Origin of the sequence: Caballeronia sp. ATUFL_M2_KS44 (assembly GCF_023630965.1) — a bacterium.
In the GTDB taxonomy this organism is placed as follows: Bacteria; Pseudomonadota; Gammaproteobacteria; order Burkholderiales; family Burkholderiaceae; genus Caballeronia; species Caballeronia concitans.
The window spans coordinates 246,433-272,691 of the sequence record NZ_JALQEA010000006.1 but is presented as its reverse complement, the minus strand read 5'-3'; the positions used below and the strand labels follow the sequence as shown (position 1 = coordinate 272,691).

Annotated in this window: 23 protein-coding genes; 5 read left to right on the top strand and 18 right to left on the bottom strand. The window is 63.9% G+C overall.

Going from position 1 to position 26,259, the window contains the following annotated elements:
- Window positions 1–88 precede the first annotated feature (88 nt).
- The 9 genes from NCR39_RS01340 to NCR39_RS01300 form a co-directional block, all read right to left on the bottom strand.
- On the bottom strand, window positions 89–451 hold the full coding sequence (locus tag NCR39_RS01340) for an FmdB family zinc ribbon protein (RefSeq protein WP_250450253.1): 363 nt from the start codon (window positions 449–451) through the stop codon (window positions 89–91).
- Window positions 452–584: 133 nt separating this feature from the next.
- Window positions 585–1,193 (bottom strand): methyltransferase, encoded by a 609-nt coding sequence (locus NCR39_RS01335; protein WP_250450252.1) that lies wholly within the window; start codon window positions 1,191–1,193, stop codon window positions 585–587.
- Between the two features lie 15 nt (window positions 1,194–1,208).
- Entirely contained in the window at window positions 1,209–2,783 is a 1,575-nt protein-coding gene (ubiB, locus tag NCR39_RS01330) for a ubiquinone biosynthesis regulatory protein kinase UbiB (RefSeq protein ID WP_250450251.1), read from the bottom strand.
- A 22-nt stretch (window positions 2,784–2,805) separates the two neighbouring features.
- On the bottom strand, window positions 2,806–3,519 hold the full coding sequence (locus NCR39_RS01325) for a ubiquinone biosynthesis accessory factor UbiJ (RefSeq protein ID WP_250450250.1): 714 nt from the start codon (window positions 3,517–3,519) through the stop codon (window positions 2,806–2,808).
- A 134-nt stretch (window positions 3,520–3,653) separates the two neighbouring features.
- Entirely contained in the window at window positions 3,654–4,670 is a 1,017-nt protein-coding gene (locus NCR39_RS01320) for a Tim44 domain-containing protein (protein ID WP_250450249.1), read from the bottom strand.
- A gap of 25 nt (window positions 4,671–4,695) precedes the next feature.
- On the bottom strand, window positions 4,696–5,427 hold the full coding sequence (gene ubiE / locus NCR39_RS01315) for a bifunctional demethylmenaquinone methyltransferase/2-methoxy-6-polyprenyl-1,4-benzoquinol methylase UbiE (RefSeq protein ID WP_250450248.1): 732 nt from the start codon (window positions 5,425–5,427) through the stop codon (window positions 4,696–4,698).
- A 93-nt stretch (window positions 5,428–5,520) separates the two neighbouring features.
- Window positions 5,521–5,931 carry a gamma-butyrobetaine hydroxylase family protein gene (locus tag NCR39_RS01310; protein WP_250450247.1) on the bottom strand — a complete coding sequence of 137 codons (411 nt, stop codon included), beginning with the start codon at window positions 5,929–5,931 and terminating at the stop codon, window positions 5,521–5,523.
- 21 nt (window positions 5,932–5,952) lie between these two features.
- Window positions 5,953–6,387 carry an HIT family protein gene (locus tag NCR39_RS01305; RefSeq protein ID WP_250450246.1) on the bottom strand — a complete coding sequence of 145 codons (435 nt, stop codon included), beginning with the start codon at window positions 6,385–6,387 and terminating at the stop codon, window positions 5,953–5,955.
- Between the two features lie 37 nt (window positions 6,388–6,424).
- Window positions 6,425–10,519: a DUF3683 domain-containing protein gene (locus NCR39_RS01300; protein ID WP_250450245.1), complete on the bottom strand. Its 4,095-nt coding sequence runs from the start codon at window positions 10,517–10,519 to the stop codon at window positions 6,425–6,427.
- A gap of 526 nt (window positions 10,520–11,045) precedes the next feature.
- On the opposite strand from NCR39_RS01300, the gene ilvA reads away from it, so the two are divergent.
- From ilvA to queF, 3 genes are read left to right on the top strand one after another with little or no spacing between them, the layout of a single operon-like run.
- Window positions 11,046–12,569, top strand: coding sequence for a threonine ammonia-lyase, biosynthetic (gene ilvA, locus NCR39_RS01295; protein WP_250450244.1), 1,524 nt, complete (start codon window positions 11,046–11,048; stop codon window positions 12,567–12,569).
- A gap of 12 nt (window positions 12,570–12,581) precedes the next feature.
- Window positions 12,582–13,493, top strand: coding sequence for a 5'-nucleotidase (locus tag NCR39_RS01290; RefSeq protein ID WP_250450243.1), 912 nt, complete (start codon window positions 12,582–12,584; stop codon window positions 13,491–13,493).
- The gene (queF, locus tag NCR39_RS01285) at window positions 13,490–14,314 is read left to right on the top strand and encodes an NADPH-dependent 7-cyano-7-deazaguanine reductase QueF (RefSeq protein WP_250450242.1); all 825 of its coding nucleotides are present in this window, start codon (window positions 13,490–13,492) and stop codon (window positions 14,312–14,314) included. Before NCR39_RS01290 ends, queF begins: the two co-directional genes overlap by 4 nt.
- A gap of 122 nt (window positions 14,315–14,436) precedes the next feature.
- Here queF and NCR39_RS01280 read toward each other — a convergent pair whose 3' ends face one another.
- The 4 genes from NCR39_RS01280 to NCR39_RS01265 form a co-directional block, all read right to left on the bottom strand.
- Window positions 14,437–16,035 carry a DUF4139 domain-containing protein gene (locus NCR39_RS01280; RefSeq protein ID WP_250450241.1) on the bottom strand — a complete coding sequence of 533 codons (1,599 nt, stop codon included), beginning with the start codon at window positions 16,033–16,035 and terminating at the stop codon, window positions 14,437–14,439.
- 189 nt (window positions 16,036–16,224) lie between these two features.
- Window positions 16,225–16,602 (bottom strand): RidA family protein, encoded by a 378-nt coding sequence (locus NCR39_RS01275; protein ID WP_040053012.1) that lies wholly within the window; start codon window positions 16,600–16,602, stop codon window positions 16,225–16,227.
- A 31-nt stretch (window positions 16,603–16,633) separates the two neighbouring features.
- The gene (locus NCR39_RS01270; protein WP_250450239.1) at window positions 16,634–18,112 is read right to left on the bottom strand and encodes an N-acyl-D-amino-acid deacylase family protein; all 1,479 of its coding nucleotides are present in this window, start codon (window positions 18,110–18,112) and stop codon (window positions 16,634–16,636) included.
- 2 nt (window positions 18,113–18,114) lie between these two features.
- Entirely contained in the window at window positions 18,115–19,011 is an 897-nt protein-coding gene (locus NCR39_RS01265; protein ID WP_250450237.1) for a MurR/RpiR family transcriptional regulator, read from the bottom strand.
- Between the two features lie 143 nt (window positions 19,012–19,154).
- On the opposite strand from NCR39_RS01265, the gene NCR39_RS01260 reads away from it, so the two are divergent.
- Complete coding sequence (locus NCR39_RS01260; RefSeq protein ID WP_250450236.1) at window positions 19,155–20,429, top strand: amino acid deaminase; 1,275 nt, start codon at window positions 19,155–19,157, stop codon at window positions 20,427–20,429.
- Here the strand turns inward: NCR39_RS01260 and NCR39_RS01255 are convergent.
- Entirely contained in the window at window positions 20,426–20,905 is a 480-nt protein-coding gene (locus NCR39_RS01255) for a MarR family winged helix-turn-helix transcriptional regulator (RefSeq protein WP_250450235.1), read from the bottom strand. The two genes, NCR39_RS01260 and NCR39_RS01255, sit on opposite strands and share 4 nt — an antisense overlap.
- Before the next feature lie 20 nt (window positions 20,906–20,925).
- Complete coding sequence (locus NCR39_RS01250) at window positions 20,926–22,521, bottom strand: MFS transporter (RefSeq protein ID WP_250450234.1); 1,596 nt, start codon at window positions 22,519–22,521, stop codon at window positions 20,926–20,928.
- Between the two features lie 106 nt (window positions 22,522–22,627).
- On the opposite strand from NCR39_RS01250, the gene NCR39_RS01245 reads away from it, so the two are divergent.
- Complete coding sequence (locus NCR39_RS01245) at window positions 22,628–23,476, top strand: EcsC family protein (RefSeq protein ID WP_250450233.1); 849 nt, start codon at window positions 22,628–22,630, stop codon at window positions 23,474–23,476.
- On the opposite strand, the gene NCR39_RS01240 is transcribed toward NCR39_RS01245, so the two are convergent.
- From NCR39_RS01240 to NCR39_RS01230, 3 genes are all read right to left on the bottom strand, one after another.
- Window positions 23,446–24,369, bottom strand: a complete 924-nt coding sequence (locus NCR39_RS01240; protein WP_250450232.1) for an alpha/beta hydrolase fold domain-containing protein — start codon at window positions 24,367–24,369, stop codon at window positions 23,446–23,448. The genes NCR39_RS01245 and NCR39_RS01240 overlap by 31 nt on opposite strands.
- 1 nt (window position 24,370) lies before the next feature.
- Window positions 24,371–24,817, bottom strand: coding sequence for a CHRD domain-containing protein (locus NCR39_RS01235; RefSeq protein ID WP_250450231.1), 447 nt, complete (start codon window positions 24,815–24,817; stop codon window positions 24,371–24,373).
- A 191-nt stretch (window positions 24,818–25,008) separates the two neighbouring features.
- Window positions 25,009–26,160: a porin gene (locus NCR39_RS01230; RefSeq protein ID WP_250450230.1), complete on the bottom strand. Its 1,152-nt coding sequence runs from the start codon at window positions 26,158–26,160 to the stop codon at window positions 25,009–25,011.
- Window positions 26,161–26,259 lie beyond the last annotated feature (99 nt).

Genomic DNA, 26,259 nt, shown 5'->3' with positions numbered 1-26,259 from the left:
GTTCGTCGCGGATCTTGCATGCGTTGGATATGCGCGGCCGTCCGATGAACAGCGGATAGAGCCGCGCGACGCGCCCGGCGTTCAGGCGTCAGGCCGCGCCCGACGACGCCGGGGATGCCGGTGCCGCCGACGCGCCAGCGGCAGGCGCCGTGCTTGCAGGCGTCGATGCATCGGACGACGATGCCGCGCCCGCGTTCCCGCTGTCGCTCGCGGCAGCCGCTTCGCCGGATTTCGACGCCGCCGTGTTCGACGAGCCGCCGCCGTTGCTGCCGCCCCGGAAATCGGTGACATACCAGCCGGAGCCCTTCAACTGGAAACCCGCCGCGGTGACCTGTTTGGAAAAGGCGTCCTTTCCGCAGGCAGGACATTGCGTGAGCGGTGCATCGCTCATTTTCTGAAGCACGTCTTTTTCGTGGCCGCAGGATGCGCAGCGGTATGCGTAAATCGGCATGGCACTCTTCCTACAATGATCTGTCGACGCTTGCAAAGCCTTGAATTATAGCCGCAAACCGCCATCGGCCCGTTTTTTTGGGCGCGTTGGAGGCGCACGGTTCTTCGCAAGGTGAGGACGGTGCCGGCCTATTTCAAGCGCGCCGCCACGTCAGCCAGCGCTCGCGGCCGGCGAAGACGGGAATGGAGCCGCTCACTTCACGGTCGTCGGTCAGTTCGAAATGCGGGTCGAGGAGCGCGTGCAGTTCGTCGCGCTCGATGCCGAACGGCGGCCCTTTCGGCGTCGCGCCGATGAAAAAGAAGCCGGCGAGCAGCGCGCCCGGTCGCAGAAGCGCGGCCATGCGCCCGGCGTAATCCGCCCAGCGATGCCTCGGCAGCGCGCAAAGGAAGGCGCGTTCGTAGATCCAGTCCGGCGCGAACGGCGGTTCATACGCGAAGAAATCGGCCTGCTCGACGACATCCGCGTGCGCACCCAGTTGCGTGCGCGCCGCCGCGACGGCGCTCGGTGAAAAGTCGATCGCCCGCACCGTGCAGCCGCGCTCGGCCAGATACGACGCCTCGTATGCGCTGCCGCAGCCGGGAATCAGCACGTTGGTGGCCTGCGTGACCGGAAGCGCCGACACGAACGATTCGAACGCAGCCGGCACGCCCGCTTGATCCCACGGCGTAAAGCGCTGATCGAAGCGCTCGTCCCAGAAGCCCGGCGAATCGGGATCGCGGTTATTGAATGTCGGATCGCTCATGAAAGCTCCCTGCGCTTAAAGATGGCCCATCCACATTTCCGCGATCACGACGCCCGCGCCCGCGATCGCGACTAGCCCGACGACGAGCAGCGTCGTCAGCAGCCGATTCGTGCGCTTCTGCTCCGAGAGCAGCAGCCGCATGGTGTCGTCGTTGCCGCCTCGCGGCGCGTCATGACGCTCGGCGAGCAGATGATGAATGAGCCGCGGCAGTTGCGGAATGGTCTTGCTCCACTGCGGCGCTTCCATCTGCAGGCGCTCGAACCAGCCGCGCCAGCCGATCTGCTCGTTCATCCAGCGTTCCAGATACGGCTTCGCGGTTTTCCAGAGGTCGAGTTCCGGATCGAGCGAGCGCCCGAGCCCTTCGACATTGAGCATCGTCTTTTGCAGCAACACGAGTTGCGGCTGAATCTCGACGTTGAAGCGGCGCGACGTCGAAAAGAGCCGCATCAGCACTTGTCCGAGCGAAATGTCCTTCAGCGCGCGATCGAAGTACGGCTCGCACACCGCGCGAATCGCGCTTTCCAGTTCTTCGACGCGCGTGCTCGGCGGCACCCAGCCGGATTCCAGATGCAGCGTCGCGACACGATGATAGTCGCGCTTGAAGAACGCGAGGAAGTTCTGCGCGAGATAGTTCTTGTCGAAGTCCGAAAGCGCCCCCACGATCCCGAAGTCCAGCGCGATGTATCGCCCGAAGGTAGCCGGATCGAGACTGACCTGGATGTTGCCCGGGTGCATGTCCGCGTGGAAGAAGCCGTCGCGGAACACCTGCGTGAAGAAGATTTCGACGCCCTCGCGCGCGAGCTTCGGAATATCGACGCCCGCCGCGCGCAGCGTTTCGACCTGGCTGATCGGCACGCCGACCATCCGCTCCATGACGAGCACGGTCGGCGCGGAAAGATCCCAGTACATCTCGGGCACGAGCAGCAGATCGAGTCCGGCGAAGTTGCGCCGCAACTGGCTGCCGTTCGCGGCTTCGCGCATGAGATCGAGTTCGTCGTGCAGATATTTGTCGAATTCGGCGACGACTTCGCGCGGCTTCAGCCGCCGGCCGTCGGGCCACAGACGCTCCGCCCAGATCGCGATGTCGCGCAGCAGCGCGAGGTCGGAATCGATCACGGGCAGCATGCCGGGCCGCAGCACCTTCACCGCGACTGGCTTGCCCGCGTGCTCGCCGTGCTTGATCTTCGCGAAATGCACCTGCGCGATGGAGGCGCTCGCCACCGGCACGCGCTCGAAATCGTCGAAAAGCTGTTCGATCGGCGCGCCGAGCGACTTTTCGATGATCGACACCGCCACGTTCGAATCGAACGGCGGCACGCGATCCTGCAGCTTCGCGAGTTCGTTGGCGATATCGACCGGCAAGAGATCGCGCCGCGTCGAGAGCACCTGTCCGAACTTCACGAAGATCGGCCCGAGGCTTTCCAGCGCGAGCCGCAAGCGAATGCCGCGTTCGATATCGAAGCGGCGGCCGAACGTCGTGATGCGCATGAGATAGCGCACGCGGCGGTCGTTGATGCCGCTCATCACCAGTTCGTCCAGGCCGAAGCGGACAATCGTGAAAAAAATCTTGAGAAAACGCAAAAAACGCATGGTCGGGATTCGCTTCAGCTCGTTATTCGTGCGAGTCGCTTACGGATTCGCCGCCGGTCCGCGCTGAAGCGCCGCGAGCCGTGGGTCGTGACTGGACTGCCTGTTCGCTTCGCTCGATTTTCTCGATGCGCTTCTCCACGCGCGCCAGCGCATCGCGCGCACGCGAAAGCTCGGCGTTGAATGCATCGAGCGCGCTCTTGCGCACGAGTTGCGGGCGCTCGTCGAGCAGATATTCGGCGACCGAGTCCAGCAGATTGCGGCTCGTGCGCCGCGCCTGCTCCTGAACCGTCCGCGCGATGAGACCGACACGATGCGCGGGCGCATCGCCGATCACGCGCGCCAGATCTTCCTCCGGATCCCATCGCAAATGTTCGGCCAGCTTCGCGAGCGTCGTCGCGAATTCGGCATCGCCCTCGATGCGAACGTGCTTCATCACGGCCGCCTGCCCGCCCTGCAGGAATGCGGGAAGCGCGTCGAGCGGCACGGCGATCGACACGTCGAAGCGCGCCGCGTCCGCTTCGGTCGTCGCGGCGAAGAGGCCGTCCGCTTGCGCGACGAGCGCGATCGAAACCGGTCCGCACACGAGCTTCACGCACTTGCCGGCGTACGGCTTCACGCGCTCGCGCGCCCACGGCTCGCGCACGAGCAGATGATCGACGACAGCCGCGAACGCACTGGACGCGGTCTTGAAGGCGGGATTCGTGGCGGGACGGGAGGATTCGTATGCGTTCGTCATCGGCTCTGAGATGAAAAAACCCGCGCAAGCGGCGGCTCGCGCGGGTTCTATTCTACGGTTTTAAGCCGCGCAGGCGGCGCGGCCCATGGTCTATGTTCAGTCTTTCGACAGGGCGATCTTTCGTGACCGACCGCTCAACTCACCTGCTGAATGCCCGCCAGCAGCCAGCCTTCGTTACCCGACTTCTGCTTCGACAGGTTCCAGACTTCGACGAACGGCTCTGCCGCCGCGCCTTCCGACTCGCGGATCAGCCCGTGGAAGCGCACGCTCGCGAGATACTCGTTCGCGCGATCTTCGACGCCGAGGACATCGGCGTTGAGCTGAACCACGTCCGTGCGATTCGGCGCACTGCCGCGCGCATCGATGTCGAGCTTCACTTCGGCGAACATTTCGGGCGTCGTGAATTCGCGGATGTCGTTGACGTTGCCGCGATCCCACGCGTCCTGCAGGCGCACGAAATAGACCTTCGCGTTGCGAACGAATGCGTCGGTATCGAAACCTGCCGGCACGTTCGCCGGTGCGACGGGCGTCGCGGAGTTATCGACGGCGTTATTCATATAGCTGCCGCCGAAACCGCCCGGCTGCGCCACGCGCGGCGGCTCATGATTCAGCCCCGTGCGCGTCGACGCGCCGCCGTAAGGCGATGCGGAACCCGCGCCCGCGTAGGCCGGCGTCGAGTTGTTGCCCTGACGCCTGCGCATGATGAAGCGGAACAGCATGACGGCGGCCAGCACGATCAACGCGATCATGATCATGTTCGCCATGGCGCCGGCAAAGGCTTCGCCCAGGCCGAAGTGCGACAGCAGCGCCGCGATGCCGAGACCCGCCGCGAGGCCGGCGATAGGCCCGAGCCAGCGGTTACGCGCCGGCTGAGCCGCGGGCGCCGCGGGCGTGGGTTGCGGGCGTTGCGCCTGCGCAGCCTGTCCCGCCTGATTCTGGCCGAACGACTGCGACGGCGGCGTCGCCTGATGTTGCTGCGTAGCGGTGGCGGACTGACGGCCCATGCTGCGTCCGCCGCCCATGCGTCTGGCTTCCGCCGTTTCCGCGAAGATTGCGCCAGCCGCGATGACACCAGCCAGCGCCACGACTCCGGCCTTCCTGAAGAAGATCTTCAGGAAACCCCGGGTTTGGGGTATGCGCGTATCGGACATTTCGAATCCTTTCGAGAGTGGAACACTAAAATTTGGTCCCGACGTGTAACGCTACCACGCCACCTGACAAATTGTAATATTCGACTCGATCCAGGCCCGCTTGTTCCATCATTGTTTTGAGCGTCTCCTGGTCGGGGTGCATGCGAATGGATTCGGCCAAATACCGATAGCTGTCCGCGTCCTTCGCCACTTTGTCGCCAAGCCACGGCAAAATCTTGAAACTGTAGATATCGTACGGCTTCTTCAGCGGCTCCCACACCTTCGAAAATTCCAGCACCAGCAGCCGCCCGCCCGGTTTGAGCACGCGCTGCATTTCCGCGAGCGCGCGATTCTTGTGCGTCATGTTACGTAAGCCGAAGGCAACTGTAATGACATTGAAATAATTGTCGGGAAACGGGATCTTCTCGGCGTCGCACAGCAGCGTCGGCGTGATGACGCCCTTGTCCACCAGCCGATCGCGCCCCACGCGCAGCATCGATTCGTTGATGTCCGTATGCCAGACCTCGCCGGTTTCGCCTGCCTGCTTGGCGAAGGCCATCGCCAGATCGCCCGTGCCGCCCGCGATGTCCAGCACCTTGTAGCCCGAGCGCACTTTCGCCTGCCCGATCGTGAAATGCTTCCAGATGCGGTGCAGCCCGCCGGACATCAGGTCGTTCATCAAGTCGTAATTGCTCGCGACGGAGTGAAACACGCCCGCCACTTTCTTCGCCTTGTCCTGCTCGTCGACCGTTTCGTATCCGAAGTGGGTCTTGCTCATAGCGCTCTTTCCTCGCCTGTTGTTCGTTGTCAGCCTGCGCAATCTCCGCGCCGGCTCTGCGGCTTTATGCCGCACTCGTCCAGATTCGTTCCGTTAGTGGCAGTGGCCGCCGGACGCCTTGGCCGCCATCGGCGCGTCGCGGTCGAGGCCGGCGGCCTGCAGCTTCGCCAGATAGTCGCGCCAGAGATCGTCCTGACGCGTCGCGAGATCGTAAAGGATGTCCCACGAATAGATGCCGGTGTTGTGGCCGTCGGAGAAATCGAGTTGCAGCGCGTAATGCCCGACCGGCTCCACGCCGATGATGCTCACCTCGCGCTTGCCCGTCTGCAGCGTCTCCTGGCCGGGGCCGTGGCCCTGCACTTCGGCGGAGGGCGAATAGACGCGCAGCAGTTCGAACGGCACGCGATACGACTCGCCGCCGTCGTACTGCAGTTCCAGAACGCGGGATTTCGAATGCAGAACGACGCCGCTGGGAATCGGCGTCGTCGATGTCAGTCCGCTCATGATGAGCCTTGCCTCGTGAAATTAATGGTGGCCGAACGCCTGATTCAGCTCGTTGCGGATCGCTTCGCGCAAGAGCGTCGCCTGCGCGCGGCGCTTGGAAAGTTGCGCCTCGGAGACCGTGCGCTGACGCGGCGCCCAGATCGGCAGAGGAAAACGGGAATCGTTGGTGAAGCGGGGAATGACGTGCCAGTGAACGTGCGGCACCTGATTGCCGAGGCTCGCCAGATTGATCTTCTCGGGCACGAGCACGCGGCGCATCGCGCGTTCCACGCCGTTGACGGCGGTCATCACGCGCGCGCGGTCCGCATCCGACAGGTCGGACATTTCGGCCACGTGCGCCCCCCAGACGACGCGGCACAGGCCCGGCCAGTCGGGTTCATCGGCGAGGACGACGCGCAATGCGTCGTCCGACCACAGCACTTCGCCGCCGTCTTCACGGCAAAAGACACAGTCCATCGCGACCCTCTAACGAAATCGAACATCGATTTCGCTATTACACCAGCACGCGCTCGATACCGCCATTGTTCGCGCGTTCGACGTACTGCTCCATCCAGTTTTCGCCGAGCGTCTTGCGCGCGATTTCCACGACGATATAGTCCGCCTCGATATTCGCGTCCTCGTTGTAACGCGAAAGCCCCTGCAGGCACGACGGGCAGCTCGTGAGAATCTTCACGTCCGTGCCGTTGGTCTGCGCGCCATCGCCTGCGGAAAGCACCGAGCCGGGCGCCGCGCCCGCCGATCCGGCGGAAGCGTTCATCGGATTGATCGCGTTCGAACCGGCTTCGGCCACGAGCGGAATGCCGCGCAGCTTCGCCGCGCCCTTGCGGATTTCCTCTTCCTTGCGGAAGCGCACTTGCGTCGAAATGTCAGGACGCGTGACCGCGAGCGTGCCCGACTCGCCGCAGCAGCGATCGTTCTTCTGGATCTTGTAGCCGTCGTTCTCCGAGCCCATCAGATCATTGACGAGCTTGACCGGGTCCATCGTCTTGATCGGCGAATGGCACGGGTCGTGATACATGTAGCGCGTGCCCTTCACGCCTTCGAGCTTGATGTTCTTCTCGAGCAGGAATTCGTGAATGTCGATGATCCGGCAGCCCGGGAAGATCTTCTCGAATTCATAGCCCGCGAGCTGGTCGTAGCAGGTTCCGCACGACACGACCACGGTCTTGATATCGAGATAGTTCAGCGTATTCGCAACGCGATGGAACAGCACGCGATTGTCCGTGACGATCTTCTCAGCCTTGTCGTACTGCCCCGAGCCGCGCTGCGGATAGCCGCAGCACAGATAGCCCGGCGGCAGCACGGTCTGCACGCCCGCTTCCCACAGCATGGCCTGCGTCGCGAGGCCGACCTGCGAGAACAGGCGCTCCGAACCGCAGCCGGGGAAATAGAACACCGCTTCCGAATCGACGGTGGTCGTTTGCGGATTGCGGATGATCGGAACGATCTTGTTGTCCTCGATGTCCAGCAGCGCGCGCGCCGTCTTCTTCGGCAGATTGCCCGGCATCTTCTTGTTCATGAAGTGGATCACCTGCGTGACCACCGGCGGCTTGCCGACCGTCGCGGGCGGTCTTGCCGTCTGCTTCTTCGCGATCTTCTTCAGGATGTCGTGGCCGAGACGCTGCGCCCTGTAGCCGACGCCCATCATCGCGGTGCGCGCGAGGTTGATGGTCTGCGGATTCGTCGCGTTCAGGAAGAACATGCCCGCCGCGTTGCCCGCGTTGAACTTCTTCTTGCCCATCTTGCGCAGCAGGTTGCGCATGTTCATCGACACGTCGCCGAAATCGATCTTCACCGGGCACGGCGTCGCGCACTTGTGGCAGACGGTGCAATGGTCGGCGACGTCGTTGAACTCGTCCCAATGCTTGATCGATACGCCGCGCCGCGTCTGTTCTTCGTACAGGAACGCTTCGACGAGCAGCGACGTCGCGAGAATCTTGTTGCGCGGGCTGTAGAGCAGGTTCGCGCGCGGCACGTGCGTGGCGCACACCGGCTTGCACTTGCCGCAACGCAGGCAGTCCTTGATGGAATCGGAGATTGCGCCGATATCCGACTGCTGCATGATGATCGACTCATAACCCATCAGCCCGAACGACGGCGTGTACGCGTTGCGCAGGTCCGCGCCTTCGAGCAGCTTGCCGGCGTTGAAGCGCCCTTGCGGATCGACGCGCTTCTTGTACGCGCGGAATTCGCCGATTTCGTCCTCGGTCAGAAACTCCAGCTTCGTGATGCCGATGCCGTGCTCGCCGGAGATCACGCCGTCGAGCGAACGCGCGAGCTTCATGATGCGCGCGACCGCGTGATGCGCGTCCTGCAGCATCTCGTAGTTGTCGGAGTTGACGGGGATATTCGTGTGCACGTTGCCGTCGCCCGCGTGCATGTGCAGCGCGACGAACACGCGCCCGCGCAACACCTGCTTGTGGATGGCTTGCGCTTCGTCGAGGATCGGCTTGAACTCGCCGCCGTTGAAAATCTGGCGCAGTTCCGCGCGGATTTCCTGCTTCCACGAAATACGCAGCGTGCGGTCCTGCGCGAGATGGAACACGTTCGCGTCCGGCTGCACGTCCACGCGATCGGCGAACTTCTCGGCGAGCGCTTCGTAGCCCAGACCGACAAGATAGTGCTGCGCCTCGCGCAACGGCATGTCGAGCTTGTCGCCGACGAAGTTCCAGCGGTCGCGCACGCGCTTGAGTAGATCGAGCGCTTGCTGCACGCGGTCTTCGAGCAGTTCGGCGCTCGGAATCTCGCTCGCGTCGTCGCTCTTGCCGAGCGGCAGCTTGCCGTTGCGGAAGAACGTTTCGAGCGCGTCGAGCAGTTGCAGCTTGTTCTTGATCGACAGTTCGATGTTGATGCGCTCGATTCCGTCCGTGTACTCGCCCATGCGATTGAGCGGAATCACGACGTCTTCGTTGATCTTGAACGCGTTCGTGTGCTTCGCGATGGCGGCCGTGCGCGAGCGGTCGAGCCAGAAGCGCTTGCGCGCCTCGGCGCTCACCGCGACGAAGCCTTCGCCGCTCTTGCCGTTCGCCATGCGCACGACTTCCGACGTGGCGTGCGCGACGGCATCGGCGTTGTCGCCGACGATATCGCCGATGAGAACCATCTTCGGGAACGCGTTGCGCTTGCTCTTCGTCGCGTAGCCGACCGCGCGCAGATAGCGTTCGTCGAGGTGTTCGAGACCGGCGAGGATCGCGCCGCCCTGCTTCGACGTTTCGAACAGATAGTCCTTGATTTCGACGATGCTCGGAATCGCGTCGCGCGCCTGGCCGAAGAATTCGAGGCAGACGGTGCGCGTGTGCGCGGGCATCTTGTGCAGAATCCAGCGCGCCGACGTGATGAGCCCGTCGCAGCCTTCCTTCTGCACGCCCGGCAGGCCGGAAAGGAACTTGTCGGTGACGTCCTTGCCGAGCCCTTCCTTGCGGAACGTGCGGCCGGCGATATCGAGGCTTTCCGTGCGGATCAGCTTCTCGCCCGGTGCTCGATTGCCGTCGAACCAGTCGAGCCGGAAGCGCGCCACTTCAACGTCGTGAATCTTGCCGCAGTTGTGATCCAGACGCGTGACTTCGAGCCAGTTGCCTTCCGGATCGACCATGCGCCACCACGCGAGGTTGTCGAGCGCCGTGCCCCACAACACCGCCTTCTTGCCGCCCGCGTTCATCGCGACATTGCCGCCGACGCACGATGCATCCAGCGATGTCGGATCGACGGCGAACACGAAGCCCGCCTGCTCGGCCGCTTCCGTGACGCGCCGCGTGACGACGCCCGCGCCCGAGAAAATCGTCGCGACCTTGTGATCGACGCCCGGCAAATCCGTCATCTCGACCGGCCCGAGCTGTTCCAGCTTTTCCGTGTTGATGACGGCGGAGAACGGCGTGAGCGGAATCGCGCCGCCCGTGTAGCCGGTGCCGCCGCCGCGCGGAATCACGGTGAGGCCGAGTTCGAAGCACGCCTTGATGAGCCCGGCGATTTCGCTTTCCGTGTCCGGCGTCAGCACGACGAACGGATACTCGACGCGCCAGTCGGTCGCGTCCGTCACATGCGATACGCGCGACAGCCCGTCGAAGCGGATGTTGTCCTTCTGCGTCTCTCTGCCCAGCGCGCGCGATGCCCGGCGGCGCAGATCCGCCATGCGATCGAACTCGGCGGCGAAGTCATCGACGGCGCGCCGCGCGGCCGCGACCAGCAGTTGCACGCGGTCGGCGCGCTCGCGGCTGCCGGCTTCGTCGCTGTGCTCGGACAGGTCCGCGCGACGGCGCTTCTCGATTTCCGCGAGCCGGTGATTCAGCGCTTCGACGAGCATGGCGCGGCGTTTCGGATTGTCGAGCAGGTCGTCCTGCAGATACGGATTGCGGCGCACGGCCCAGATATCGCCGAGCACTTCATACAGCATGCGCGCCGAGCGGCCCGTGCGGCGTTCCGCGCGCAGTTCGTCGAGCGCGGCCCAGGCTTCGTCGCCGAGCAGGCGCATGACGATTTCGCGATCGGAAAACGACGTGTAGTTATACGGAATCTCGCGCAGACGGGGTTCGATATCGAGCGCCAAGGCGGCATGGGCGCCATTCGGATCGAAGGCTTGAGGTGCGTTCATGTTCGACGGTTCGGTGTATCGGCGCGTGCGCTTCGGGAAACGGAAACGCCGACGATGCGCGTGGGGGCGCAGATTTTCGAATAAGACTTTTCTTGCGAAAGCGGGTGAATCGCCTGAATGTGCCGGGGTAACGGCGACACGGCGAGGCTCACGACGACGCCTTCGATGTGCCCAAGATCAACGCCACGATCGCGTATGGCGCGCGTGCCGCTCGGCCGCGGCGTGATGCTCGCGGGGAACGTGCGCCAGAGTATCGATCCGAAGCTGCCAGTGCATCTGCCGATCCTGATTGCTGATTTGTAAAAGGAAATTCTAACCCATCGCGAAAACTGGCGTTCGCGGGCGCTATCAGTCCGAAGGGGCATTTGCGCGCCTTTTTTGGACGCAAATCCGCGCATTTGCGTGCTTTTCATCGACCGGGCGGCCGGTCGGAAATCCGCAAAGCCGGAATTGCGTCCCTTTGCGGCTATCATTGATGTTTTCGCCCCGAATTCGCGCCGTTCCGGCTCGCCTCACGATTTCCCGCATGAACCATCCCGACTACCTGAAGAAAGTGCTCACCGCGCGCGTCTACGATGTCGCGCGTGAAAGCGAGCTGGAGCCCGCCCGCAATCTGTCGGCGCGCCTGCGCAATTCCGTCTATCTGAAGCGCGAGGACAACCAGCCGGTGTTCTCGTTCAAGATTCGCGGCGCCTATAACAAGATGGCGAATCTTCCCGCCGACGTGCTCGCGCGCGGCGTGATCACGGCGTCGGCGGGCAATCACGCGCAGGGCGTGGCGCTCTCGGCGGCGCGCCTCGGCTGCCGCGCGGTCATCGCGGTGCCGACGACCACGCCGCAAGTCAAGATCGATGCGATCCGCACGCACGGCGGCCCGACGGTCGAAGTGGTGCTGGCGGGCGAATCGTACAGCGACGCCTACGCGCGCGCCGTCGAGCTTCAGCAAGAGCGCGGCCTGACCTTCGTGCATCCGTTCGACGATCCCGACGTCATCGCCGGACAAGGCACCGTCGCGATGGAAATTCTGCGTCAGCATCAGGGCCCGATTCACGCGATCTTCGTGCCGATCGGCGGCGGCGGACTGGCGGCGGGCGTCGCCGCGTACGTCAAGGCGGTGCGTCCGGAGATCAAGGTGATCGGCGTTCAGACCGAGGATTCCTGCGCGATGGGCCGCTCGATCAAGGCGGGCGAACGCGTGACGCTCACGGAAGTCGGCCTGTTTTCGGACGGCACGGCGGTGAAACTCGTCGGCGAAGAGACGTTCCGCCTGTGCCGCGAACTGCTCGACGAAGTGCTGACCGTCGATACCGACGCGCTCTGCGCCGCGATCAAGGACGTCTTCCAGGACACGCGCAGCGTGTTGGAGCCGGCGGGATCGCTGGCGGTGGCGGGTGCGAAGCTGTATGCGGAGCGCGAAGGCATCGAAGGCAAGACGCTCGTGGCCGTCACGTCCGGCGCGAACATGAATTTCGACCGCATGCGCTTTGTCGCGGAGCGCGCGGAAGTCGGCGAGGCGCGTGAAGCCGTGTTCGCCGTGACGATTCCCGAAGAGCGCGGCAGCTTCAAGCGCTTTTGCGAGCTCGTCGGCGATCGCAGCGTGACCGAGTTCAATTACCGCATCGCGGATGCGCGCGCCGCGCACATCTTCGTCGGCGTGCAGATCAAGTCGCGCGGCGAGACGGCGCACATGATGTCGTCGTTCATCGAGCATGGCTTCGCAACCGTCGATCTGTCCCACGACGAACTTTCGAAGCAGCACATCCGCTACATGGTGGGCGGCCATTCGCCGCTCGCGCAGGACGAGCGCCTCTTGCGCTTCGAATTCCCCGAGCGCCCGGGCGCGCTGATGAAATTCCTTTCGTCGATGGCGCCGAACTGGAACATCAGCCTCTTCCACTATCGCAATCAGGGCGCGGATTACAGCTCGATTCTCGTCGGCATTCAGGTGCCGCGGTCGGACAACGCCGAGTTCGAGCGCTTCCTCGCGACGCTCGGTTATCCATGGTGGGACGAAGGCGCGAATCCGGTCTACAAGCTGTTCCTCGCGTAAGGGCGCGCGCCGATGGCCTTCACGCTCGAAGACAAGCTCGTCGTCGCGATATCGTCGCGCGCGCTCTTCGACTTCGAAGAGGAGAACCGCGTCTACGAAACGGGCGATCTCGCGCGCTACGAGGCGCTGCAGCGCACGCGGCTCGAAACGCCCGCGAAGCCGGGCGTCGCGTTCGGGCTCATTCGCAAGCTGCTCGCGCTGAACGCGCATGAGCAACGCGTGGAAGTGGTGATTCTGTCGCGCAGCGATCCGATCAGCGGCCTGCGCGCGTTCCATTCGTGCCGCGAGCATGGACTTGCTATCGAACGCGGCGTGTTCACGCGCGGCCGATCGCCGTTTGCGTACTTGAAACCGCTGCGCGCGTCGCTATTTCTGTCGGCGAATCCGGACGATGTGCGCGACGCGCTCGCCGCCGGTTTTCCCGCCGCGCGCGTGCTGCCGGAGACGCCGCGCGCCGCGAGCCGTTATGCTGAAGAAATCCGCATTGCGTTCGACGGCGACGCCGTGCTTTTCTCCGACGAAGCCGAGCGCGTGTTTCAGGCCGATGGTTTGTCGGCGTTCGTCGGCCATGAAATCGACAAGAAGGATTTGCCGCTGCCGGGCGGGCCGCTGAAGCCGCTGCTCGCTGCGCTGAACAAGCTGCAACGCATTGCCGACGACAACGAGAAGGCGTCGTCGATGCATATCCGCACCGCGCTCGTCACGGCGCGCTCCGCTCCCGCGCACGAGCGCGCGATCCGGACGCTGATGGCGTGGGACATCGAAATCGACGAAGCGATGTTCCTGGGCGGTCTCGACAAGGGCGAATTCCTGCGCGAGTTCGAACCCGACTTTTTCTTCGACGATCAAATTCGCCACTGCGAATCGGCTCGTGTCGTGACTGCGACCGGCCACGTTCCCAGCGGCATAGCGAACGCATCATGACACCCGAACAATCTCCGCTCGGCAAGGCCGTCAATTACACCGAACAGTACGATCCCGCGCTGCTCTTTCCCATCGACCGCAAGCGGGCGCGCGATGCGATCGGCGTCGCGGACCGGCTGCCGTTCTTCGGCACGGACATCTGGAACGCGTACGAACTGTCGTGGCTGAACCGGCGCGGCAAGCCGCAGCTCGCGGTGGCGACGTTCTTCGTGCCGGCGGATTCGCCGAATATCGTGGAATCGAAGTCGTTCAAGCTGTATCTCGGATCGTTCGCGCAGACATCGTTCGATTCCATTGACGACGTGCGCGCCGCCATCAAGCGCGATGTCTCCGCGATTTGCGGCGCGACGGTTTCGGTGCAGCTCACCGCGCCGGCGGACTTCGGCAAGCTGGCGATGGAAGAATTCGATGGTTTGTCGCTCGACCGGCTCGATCTCGATTGCGAAGTTTATGCGCCGGATCCGTCGCTTTTGAAGGCGTCGCATGATGAAGCGCCAGTCGACGAGACGCTGTTTTCGAATCTGTTGAAATCGAATTGCCCGGTGACGGGACAGCCGGATTGGGGCAGCGTGCAGATTCGCTATTACGGCGGTCAAATCGATCACGCGGGATTGCTGCGGTATATCGTTTCTTATCGCGAACATACCGGCTTTCACGAGCAATGCGTCGAGCGCATTTTCATGGACATCATGCGCGAGTGCAAACCGGAAAGGCTCGCGGTTTATGCTCGTTATACGCGACGCGGCGGGCTGGATATCAATCCGTTTCGGACGAATTTCAATTTGCCGATGCCGGATAATGCGCGGTTGGCGCGGCAGTGAATCTCACGCGACAGTTCGGAATCGTAAGGCCCGAACTGCATGCTTTTCGCGTTATGCAGTTCGTGCGAGCGCTCAATAGAGCGGATCGCACGAACTTTCTGCTGCTTCGGTCAGATTAGTCTTCAGGGCAGACCATACACGATACGATCGCTCGGATACGTCACGGTGTAACTCGCGCCGACGCTCGCCTCCTGCCCGGCCGCCAATGAACGCCTCCACGCAACGATGCCCTGATGCCCCTGCCACGAAGCATCTTCCGGTTGCGGCTTGAGAGTCGTGCTGACCGAAAGATCGCTGGCGTTACTGATCGGTGTCGCTTCCACGATCTCTACCGTAATCGGCGTGCGATGCAGGTTTTTGACGGTGTAGCGCATGCTGACCGTTCTCGATGTACTCGCATTGCGGGCTTTGACGGCGCCGGTGGAATCCGCGCCGTCTGCCTTGCTGACTGACACCTGCTCGTCGCTGCCAAAGGGAAGAGCAATTTCGTCGTTCGACAGGGCATTGGACCAGCGAGTGGTTCCGACCAGTTCCCCGTCTCGCCGCAGCTGAACATCGCCGTCCGGCCAGAGTCCGCTTGGACGCGCCGCCGTCGCGATGAGCCACGCTCGCGTCGATTGCCGCGGCACGACGCGCGCGCTCAGCTTTACGGGCAGGCGCTGACTGCCGAGCGTGAAACCGACCTTCTGTGCATCGGACGGCACTTCGACTTCGCCCGGAATCTCGAACTGCGTCATGAACGCGCCGTCAATCTGAACCGGTGCGAATAGCGGGCCGTTAGCGTCCCGGCGAGCTCGCGATTCGGGGGGCGTCGGCGCCGGCGCCGGAGGCGGAGGCGGCACTGCAGCCATTGCCGGGACGGGGCGCGGCTGGCTCATGTGCAACTCCCAGACGGCCGGTTCCGGCGCGCGCGTGTTTCGCACGGGAGTACCCGTCGAGAGCCGCAGCTTCACGGCGCGCCAATCCTCTCCAGTCGCCTGAGCGACAAGCGCTCGACGCTGCAGCGTAAGTTCTCCGTTCGACGAATCCAGCGTGGCCTGATACGCCGGAATCCAGCCGGCGCGCTGCGTGTCGTAGGCAATCGTCAGCATTCCGCCGCTCGGCGCGTCGAGTGCGACATGGATCGTTCGTGTTGCAACAGCCGCGCTACCGTCGTTCTGCAACGCGTCGAGGCGTTTCTGCACCTCGTCTTGCTGCCGCTTGATCTCGTCGCGCTGAGTGAACACCTGGTATCCGCTTTCCTGCAATGAACGCGAAACCTGCAGCAGTGCCGTCTTGCCGCCCGTCTCCCCACTCTCCTCGCTGATCTTCTTCAAGTACGCAGCAGAAAGCTCGACCGCCTGGGCACGTGCATTCAAGGACGCCAGTTGCGTCTGCAACGCCTTGACTCGTTGGTCGCGAGCCGTCGAGGCGCATTGCCCGTTCAATTGCTCGGTATCGTCGGCCCGGAAATCTCCTAGTTGTATACCTGGCGATGCAATCAGGCGCAGACTTTCGAGGTCGAACGAAGTCGGGAGACAGGAGATTTCGACGCGCGTGCTTCCGGCGGACACTTTGATCTGTCGCTCCACCGTCGCTCCGCCGGGATACAGCGTGACATTCGATATCGACGAGAGTGCTGCATGGGCATGCGACGATCCAAGAATGCCGATGACGATATTCGCAATAGCGATTCTGAATGGGCGTTTTAGCTTTGCAGTCTTAATTAAATTCCTCTTCATACCTTCCCTATGCTTATTGACGAACGCCCCACCCTACCCGGGCGAGACACCATTCTAGCGACGGCCGGTTTTCATTCGGTCGACGCTGCACAGGAAAACGATGAATAGGAGTATTCGTATGTCATGCGGCGACTAAAGCGGCTCTGCTCGCTGTTGAAGCGAAGCAGAGCCGCCACGACATCACGCTTCCTACTTCTTATAAGCCACGCAATCCACCTCGACCTTGCAGTCGATGACCATCGACGACACCACACAAGCCCGCGCCGGCGGATTCGCGCCGAAGTACTCCTTGAACACCTTGTTGAACGACGCGAAATCGCGCGGATCGTCCAGCCACACGCCGCAGCGCACGACGTGCTCCGTGCCGTACCCCGCTTCCTCGAGAATCGCGATCACGTTCTGAATCGCCTTGTGCGACTGCTCGACGATGCCGCCGTTGATCACCTCGCCGTCCTGCATCGGCGTCTGGCCCGACACGAACAGCCAGCCATCGGCTTCGACCGCGCGTGCGAACGGCATATGCGCGCCGCCTTGTCCCTTGCCGCCTTCCACGCCATAACGCTTCATCTTTCCACTCCTCTTCAAACGCAATAAGTCATCAAAACGCGCCCGCCGCATCCGCCTTCGATGCCGCGCCCCGCGCCACGAAACGTCCCGCGCGCGCGCCCGTCACGGCCTGCTCGCGATACGTCAACACGCCATTCACCCACACCGCGTCGATGCCCTCCGCCGCCTGCTGCGGCTTCGCGAACGTCGCGGCGTCGCGCACACGCTCGGGATCGAACACGACGAGATCCGCGTGAAATCCCTCCTTCACCTCGCCCCGCTCGCTCAAGCCGAAACGCCGCGCCGACAGGCTCGTCATCTTGCGCACCGCCTCTTCCAGCGTGATGAGCGCCGTATCGCGCGCATAGTGGCCGAGCACGCGCGGAAACGCGCCCCACAAACGCGGATGCGGCAGCGGATCGTTCGGCAAGCCATCGGAGCCGACCATCGTCGCGGGATGCGAGAGAATGCGCCGCACGTCGTCCTCCGACATGTTGTGATACACCGCGCCCGCCGGCTGCAAGCGCTTCGCGGCGTCCTGCTGGCTCACTTTCCATTCATCGGCCACTTCGCGAATCAGCTTGCCCGCCATCTCCGGATGCGGCTCCGACCACGTGATCGTGATGTCGATATCGCCCGTCACCTGCTTGAGATCGAGCGTCGACGAACTGCGGTTGTACGGATAGCAATCGCAGCCGACCGGCTGTCCGTCGCGCACCGTCTCCAGCGACTTCAGCACGTCCACGCTGCGCCCCCAGTTCGACGGCCCCGCGCATTTCAGATGCGAAATCACCACCGGCACGCGCGCATGACGGCCGACGCCGTACGCTTCGTTCATCGCGTCGAGAATCGCGTCGAACTCGGTGCGCATGTGCGTCGTGTAGAGCGCGCCCGCTTTGCCGAGCGGCTCGGCCAGCGCCTCGACTTCCTCCGGCGGCGCGTTGAACGCCGATCCATACGCGAGTCCGCTCGACAGCCCGAGCGCGCCGTGATCGAGCGCCTCTTCGAGCTGCGCGCGCATGCCGGCGATTTCATCGGCGGTCGCGGCGCGGTCGAGCCGGTCCATGTGATTGTTGCGCAGCGCCGTATGGCCGATCAGCGCGCCGACATTCACGGTCGGACGCGCGTCGTTGACGGCATCGACGTAAGCGGCGAACGTCGGATACCTGAACGCGGACGCATCGCCGAGCAGGTTCATCGGATCGGGCGGATCGCTCCTGAGCGTCACCGGCGACGCGCTGATCCCGCAATTGCCGACGATCACCGTCGTCACGCCCTGCGTGATCTTCGGCATCATCTGCGGCGAGCGGATGACGTGCGTGTCGTCGTGCGTGTGAACGTCGATGAAACCCGGCGCGAGCACCTTGCCGCGCGCGTCGAACGTGTCGCCCGCGGTCCAGTGCGACAAGCCGCCCGGCTCCGCGATCGCGACGATGCGTCCGTCGCGCACCGCGACATCGCGTTCGACGGCGGGCGCGCCCGTGCCGTCGATCACCCGCGCGCCGACGATCAGCGTATCGGCTCTCTCCATGATCAATCTCCCAATGGTTGTCGCTCGCCGCCGCCGCGATGCGCGTCCAGCGCGTGCTTCATGCGGCGCAGCAGTTCGCGGCTGCGGTCGGCCTGTTTGACGGCCAGTTCGGTGACGAGCAGATCGAGCGCCATCATCATCGCGTAGCGCGACGACGACGGCTTGTAGATGAAATCCGTTTCGATCGCGATGACCGGAATCAGCCAGTCCGCGAGCGCGCCGAGCGGCGATGCCGGCGCGGTCAACGCGATGACGCGCGCACCGTACTCGCGCGCGAGCCGGCAGCTTTCGACCATTTCCGGCGTCTGCCCGGTCACGGAAAGCGCGACGACGACCTGCTCCTTCGAGAGCGTGGCCGCCACCATGCGCTGCAGCAGCCCGTCCTGATACGACGCCACCGGGCGGCCGAGCCGCACGAGCCGGAAGCGCATTTCGTCGGCGAGCGCGGTCGAACCGCCGCCCATGCCGAACACGTAGATCATCGACGCCGCCGCGAGCGCGTCGGCGGCCTGCGCGATCGGCGCGGCGCGCAGCGCGCCCTGGTTCTGCGCGAGCGTCGCCTGCACTTCGTCGAAAATGCGCGCGGCGAGCGAATCGGGGGCGGCGTCGCCATCGTCCGGCTCGTGTTTCAAAAAGCGCTGACCGACCGCCGCCGCCTGCGCGAGCCGCAGCTTCAGTTCGCGCACGTCCGCGCAGCCGACCGCTTTCGCGAAACGCGTGACCGTCGCGATGCTGACTTCGGCCTTGTCGGCAAGCGCGCCGATGCTCGCCCGCGACGCGCCCGTGAGATCGTCGAGGATCAGCGCGGCGACCTTGCGCTCGGCGCTGCGCAACTCCGGCGCGCGCTCGGCAATGCGGGCGACGATATCGAAAGTGAGCGGATCGGCGGGGCCGTTCATCGTGTAGTCGGGTTTACGCTGTACGCGTGTTACTAAATAACATTTCCATCGCCGATGCTACTTTGGGTACCATAGTGCCGTCAACCAGGACGTCATTAAGCATCGGCAGAAGTGCATCTAAACGGACGATGGAGTAGCAGCACATGAAAGTTACAAACTATCAAAACGCGACGATCGACCCCTTCGGCAAGGGTCTCGGCATGGTGCCGGGCACGAGCATCCAGTTGAAGGACGCGTCGCGTCTCCAATGGAATCTGCTCGAAGAGGACGTGAGCCTGCCCGCCGCCGTGCTGTACGCGGAGCGCATCGAACACAATCTGAAGTGGATGCAGGATTTCGTCGGCGAGTACGGCGTGAAGCTCGCGCCGCACGGCAAGACCACGATGGCGCCGCAACTTTTTCGACGCCAGCTCGATACCGGCGCGTGGGGCATCACGCTCGCGACGGCGCATCAGGTGCGCGCGGCATATCGCGGCGGCGTGCATCGCGTGTTGATGGCGAATCAGCTCGTCGGCAAGCGCAACATGGGCATGATCGCCGAGTTGCTCACCGATCCCGACTTTGAGTTTTTCTGTTTAGTGGATTCAGCCGATGGCGTCGATCAGCTCGGCGCATTTTTCACCGATGTGCGCAAGAAGCTGAACGTGCTGATCGAACTCGGCGTGCCGGGCGGACGCACCGGCGTGCGCGACGATGCGCAGCGCGAAGCCGTGCTCGCGGCCATCGCGCGCTGGCCGGGCACGATCGAACTTGCGGGCGTGGAACTGTACGAAGGCGTGCTGCAGGACGAATCGAAGGTGCGCGAGTTTCTGAAGAGCGCCGTCGACATCACGCGCAAGCTGAGCGACGAAGGCAAGATCGCGCGCAAGCCGGCGATTCTGTCAGGCGCGGGATCGGCGTGGTACGACGTCGTCGCCGACGAATTCGCGAAGGCGAACAGCGACGCGATCGAAGTCGTGCTGCGCCCCGGCTGCTATCTGACGCACGACGTCGGCATCTACAAGAAAGCGCAGAACGAGATCTTCGCGCGCAATCCGATCGCGAAGAAGATGGGCCAGGGCCTGAAGCCCGCGCTGCAATTGTGGGCCTACGTGCAGTCCATTCCGGAGCCGGATCGCGCGATCATCGGCCTCGGCAAGCGCGACTCCGCGTTCGATGCGGGCATGCCGGAACCGGCGAAGCATTATCGGCCGGGCACGGATGCGCCGCGCGATGTGTCGGCGGACGAAGGCTGGGAGGTGTTCGGCCTGATGGATCAGCACGCGTATCTGCGCATCAAGCCGGGCGACGACGTGAAGGTCGGCGACATGATCGCGTTCGACATCTCGCACCCGTGTCTCACGTTCGACAAGTGGCGTCAGGTGCTCGTCGTGGATCCGAAATATCGCGTGACGGAAGTGATCGAGACGTTCTTCTAAGCCTTGTCGTCGACGGTGGCCGCGTTGATCGCGGTGTTCGCATGATTCGCGGCCACTTCCTGAATGCGCGCTTCGAGCATGTGAAGCGCGCCGGATAGCGCTTCGATGGCGTCGTCGGGCATCGCGGCCATCGTGTCGTGCAGGAAAGCGCTGCGGCGCGGCAGGCTCTCTTCCGTCGCCGCGCGGCCCTGCGGCGTGAGCGCGACGTTCGATACGCGATTGTCACGCGCATCGACGCTGCGCACGACCCAGCCGAGCGCTTCCAGCGTTTTCAGTTGACGCGTCAGCGCGCCCGGATCGACGCGCAGCCGCTCCACCAGCATCTTCTGCGACGCCACGCCCGCGTGCTCATGCAGCGCGAGCAGGATGCGCCAGCGCGGCATCGGCTGGCCAACCGCCGACTCGAACGCCGACATGAACGCGCGATACGTCCGTCCAAACTGTTGCACCACGGCGATGCGATCCTGTTCGTTCATGCTTGTGCTTCCTTCAATCGTCATTCGGCGAGAATGACCGGTTCCTGCGGGCCTTTCAAGCGCACGGGCGGCACGCGGCGCGATTGCCACACCGACAGCACCGCGACCACCGCCGCGACCGCGAGACCAATGTGGATCGCCGCGACGAGCGACTCGCGCGCGGATTCGAGCAGCATCGCGCCGTCGTGGCCGGCGGCGGCCAACTGCGCGAGCACGCTCCGCTGGCCTTCATGGTTGATGAGAATTTGCGGATCGGCCATATCGCCGAGCCAGCGCGTCGCGCCGTCCTTCTCCAGCGCAAGGCCGACGCCGCTCGCATACAGATGGCTCACGAGCGTGCCGGTCAGCGCGGTGCCGATCATCCCGCCGATCATGCGCAGCGACTGTAACAGCGCCGTCGCGATGCCGAGATGCTGGCGCCCCGCCGTCTGCTGCGCGAACACGGTGAGGTTCGGCATCACGAAGCCGAGACCGAGGCCGCCGAGCAGCATGAAGACGAGCAGCAGCGCGCGCGGCATCGTGTGACTCGCGACGACCACGCCGAGGCACGCCACGGCGAGCAGGCTGAAGCCGACATAAAGCATCAGGTTCGCGTTCGCGAGCCGCGTCACGATGCGCCCGTTCAGAATGCTTCCGATGGTGATGAACACGACGAGCGGCGTGATCATCATGCCCGCGTCTTTCGGCGACATGCCGAATCCGCCCTGAAACAGCAGCGGCGCGTAGAAAAGCAGCGAGAACATCGTGAAGCCGCCCATGATCGCGAGCGTGAAGAGCGCGGCGAGACTCCGGTTGCGGAACATGTCGATCGGCAGGATCGCGTAGCTGCAACGCATTTCCCACTTCCACAGCGCGTACGCCGCCACCACGCTCGCCGCCAGCAACGCGAGCGTTTCGACGCTGACCCCATGCTTCGGCAGCAATTCGACGAACAGTTGCAGCGCACCGAGCGCCACCGCGATCAGCGCCGCGCCAGGCCAGTCGAGCCGCATTTTTCCTTCATGCGCGACATGCCGCAAATGCGGAAGAAAGCGCCACACGAAGAACAGCGACAACACGCCCACCGGCAGGTTGACGTAGAAAACCGAGCGCCAGCCGGTGTATTGCGTGAGAAAACCGCCGAGCGACGGCCCGACCGCGTTGGCAATGCCGAACGCCGAGCTCATCAGCACTTGCCAGCGCAGACGCACGACGTTGTCAGGAAAAAGATCGGCGATGCACGCGAACGCTGTGCCCACCAGCATTCCCCCGCCGATGCCCTGCAAGCCGCGCGCGAGCACGAGAAACATCATGCTGTTGGCGAGTCCGCACAGCACGGAGGCGACCGTGAACACCACGATCGACGCGATCACGAACGGCTTGCGGCCGTAATAATCGCCGAGCCGCCCGAAGATCGGCACGGTGATGACGGATGTCAGAAGATAGGAAGTCGCGACCCACGCGTACAGATCGAAGCCCTTGAGTTCGGCGACGATGGTCGGCAGCGCGGTGCCGACGACCGTCTGATCGAGCGCGACGAGCATGGTGACGAAGGAAATGCCCAGCATCGCCATGAGCGATTCGCGGAACGGCAGAACCTGCCCGCTGGAATGATGCGCGGCTGTATGAACGGCCATCTTTTGTACGTACAATTGTTGACTAGTCAACGGAAAGTGAATCATAGCACGGGGTTGCGCTCTAAGCTGCGTGGTCAACTTCTCATTTCGATATAAGAAACATCGCATGGAACCGACGCCGATCATCACTTCACCGCTCACGTCCGAGGACTTCGCCGCCCTCTCCCGCGCCAAGGAAGCGCTCGAAAGCCCGTCGCTGACGATGAAGCTCGCGAGCGTCATCGGCGCGCCGATCGAGAAGCTCATGGGCCGTCTGCCCGGCGCGGCTCAGGAAAAAATCGACGAAGCGACGCAACTCGCGCTCAAGAAATGTCTGCAGATCGCGCTGCGGACGCTCGGCAAGGGCGCGTCCGCCGGATCGCTCCTCGCGCCGCCGCCCGACAAGCCGAGCAATTTGCTGCACAAGCTCGCCGTCTCGACGACCGGCGCGGCGGGCGGCGCGTTCGGGCTGTTCGCGCTGCCGGTCGAGCTTCCGGTGACGACCACGCTGATGTTTCGCTCGATCTGCGATATCGCGCGCAGCGAGGGCGAGGACGTGCATCGCGTGGAGACGCAGCTGCAATGCTTGATGGTGCTCGGCATGGGCGGCACGCGCCGTGACGACGACAACGCCGATCTCGGCTATTTCATCGTGCGCGGGGCGCTCGCGCAGTCGGTATCGCGCGCGACGAGCGAGATCACGACGAAGGGGCTCGCCGGCCACGGATCGACGGCGCTGCTCAAGTTCCTGCAGACGATCGCGTCGCGGTTCTCGGTGCAGGTCAGCGAGCAGGTGGCCGCGAAATCGGTTCCGGCGATCGGCGCGGTGCTCGGCGCGATGGTCAACACCGTGTTCATCGACCATTTCCAGCAGATGGCGCACGGACACTTCACCGTGCGTCGGCTGGAGCGGCAGTACGGGACGGCGGCGGTCGAGCGCGCGTATCAGACGATCGAGGTGATGGGCGGGCGTTGAGTTCGCGCCGGTTTCGACGCGATGTCGTCGATGAATTGCGCGGCGCGTGTCAGCGCGTGCCGCGCTTCGGGCATGAACGGCGCCCAGATCTGGAAGATGTGCGGCACGCCGCGCCAGATTTGCAGATCGACGCAGACGCCCGCTGCCCGCGCTTTATCGGCGACGCGAGTGGAGTCGTCGAGCAAGAGTTCGGTGTCGGCGGCCTGAATCAGCAGCGGCGGCAAGCCTTCGAAGCGGCCGAAAAACGGCGATGCGTAAGGATGCGCGGCGTCGGCATCGCCGAGATATTGCGACGCGACTTTCGGGAAAACAGCCGCGTGGAACATGGGATCGCGGCCTTCGTTCGTCTGCATCGATGCGCCGCTGCACGTCAGATCCGTCCACGGCGAAAAGAGCACGGCCCCGGCAGGCAGCGCGTCGGCGGCATCGCGGAGCGCGAGGAGCGTCGCGAGCGCGAGGCCGCCGCCTGCGGAATCGCCGGCAAGGACAATCGATCGCGGCGCGACGCCATCCGAGAGCAACGCGCGATAGGCAGCGACGGCGTCATCGACCGCAGCCGGGAAGCGATGTTCGGGCGCGAGCCGGTAATCGAGCGAGAAGACATCGGCGTGCGCGCCTTGGGCAAGACCGAAGCTGATCGCACGATGGCTGCGCGGCGAGCAAAAATAGTAGCCGCCGCCGTGCAGGTAGAGGATCGTGCAGCGCGGCGCGGCGGTGCGCAGCCATTCGCCGTTGTCGCGAATTTCGAGACGCCAGCCCTTCGGCACGCCCGGCGACCAGATCCGGCGTGCGGTGTACGCGCGGGCGCGATCGACATCGATGACGGGCTTCGCCGTTTCCGGCCGCATGCGACGCCGAACCGCCCAGCACGCAAGCGCGCTTTGCCAGCTCATCTCAATTCGACGGCATCACCTGGCCGCGTAGCTCGCCAGTCGGATTTTCTTGCGTATGAATGTTGAAGTACCACTGGCCGGCCATGAGGTCCGTGACCTGCTGCTCGGTGAGCGTCGCCTGGCCTTTCATCGGACTGGCGAGCGAGTGCTTGTCGACGGGCACCTGCACTTTGGCGTTCTGGCCGACCGGCGCGGGGCCGTGGAAGTGCGCCATCGTGATCGGGCCGGACAAGTCGGCGTAGGTCGCGGTCCACGTCAGTTGTCTGGAATCGGTGTCGAAGGTGGCGTCGAGCGTGCCGTGGCCCTTGCTGACTCTCGGCGGAACTTCGCTCGATGGCTGAAGGTTCGCTTTCAGCGCGACGACATCGGCACGAGCCGAAGCCGACGCGACGAGCGCGAAGATCAAGGCCGCGGTCCAGCGGACATGTGGTCTGCATGTCGAGATCATTTTCGATTCTCCGTTTCTAGCGAACCGGGACGCGCGTCAGGCTGTGGGGCGAGAGCCGGCTGCATCGTCATGGTAGTGCATTCGTAGACGACGCGCCTTTTGCGCCGGGCGCTGGCCACAAACGCAGAAAGGGCGCCTCGCGGCGCCCTTTCCTTGCTAGCTCACTACAACTGCGTAGTGCTCAGCCCGCTTTAGAAGCGGTGACGGATACCCGTCGTCAGGAGAACCTGACGGCTGCTCGACGATACGCCGCCCGGCGCGCCGTTGATGCCTGCATCGGGATAGACACCCTTGTCCGGGCTGCTAGCGATCTGCACCACGCCTTCAGCGTAGATGTCGGTGCGCTTCGACAGAGCGTAGTCCGTCTGCAGACCGAACTGGTGATAACGCGCACGATCCGCTCCGTTGCTGAAGCTCAGCTTCGAAGTCGTGTACGTGTACGCAGCGCCCAGCGAAAGCGCCGGCGTCAGCGCATAGCGACCGTTGACTTCGTAGTTGTTGACGACGCCGGAGTAGCTCTCGATCGAGTTGTTGTCTTCACGCGTTTGCGTCCACAGCAGACCGAACGTCATTGCGCCTGCCGAGAAGCTGCCGCCCGCGCCGAACGTGCGCAGACGCTCGGTACGCTGATCCGGCGAGATCAAATTGGCTGCCGGAACGTTTTCCGTGATTGCACCGCTCGCGTTCGAGTTGAAGCCGTTCGCTTGCGTGTAGGCTGCGCCGACCTTGAACGGGCCATTCGCGTAGCCGGCACCCAGGCTGTAAGCACGGTTGTCCGCGAAGCTGCCAGCGGCGTTCGAGAACGCGTAGGCGCCTGCGAACGACAGACCGGCATAGTTCGCGCTCACGAACTTGACGGCGTTGTTGACGCGGAAGAAGTTGCCGTCCAGGTTGTCCACATCGCCCGGATGCGCGAAGTACGTGCCGCCCCACGAGCCGGTTGCGCTCAGCGGGCCGAGGTAGTCAGCAACGGCGTCCGTCTGGCGACCGAGCGTCACGGTGCCGGCTTGCGTCGACAGACCGACATATGCCTGACGGCCGAACATGCGGCTATCCACGCTCGCGCCGTTCGACACGTTGAAGCCATTCTCCAACACGAAGATGGTCTTCATGCCGCCGCCCAGATCTTCCACGCCACGCAGGCCCCAACGGCTCATGTTGACGTTGCCGCCGCTCATGCTCCACGAGCTGTTCTTGTAGTGGTCCGAGCCTTCCGGAGACTGCACATTGTTCACAAACGTGAAGCCGGCATCGACCAGGCCGTACAGCGTAACGCTGCTCTGCGCGCTCGCGGCAGTGGCGAACGATGCGGCGATGGCCGCTACAATCAGAGTCTTTTTCATGTGTATTCCTTTGAAAGAGTCATATGACTCGATAGGGTTGCTCGCGGCGTCTCGACACGTCCGGGATCGAAGCCCCGCCGTATGCCTTTCACCGATATT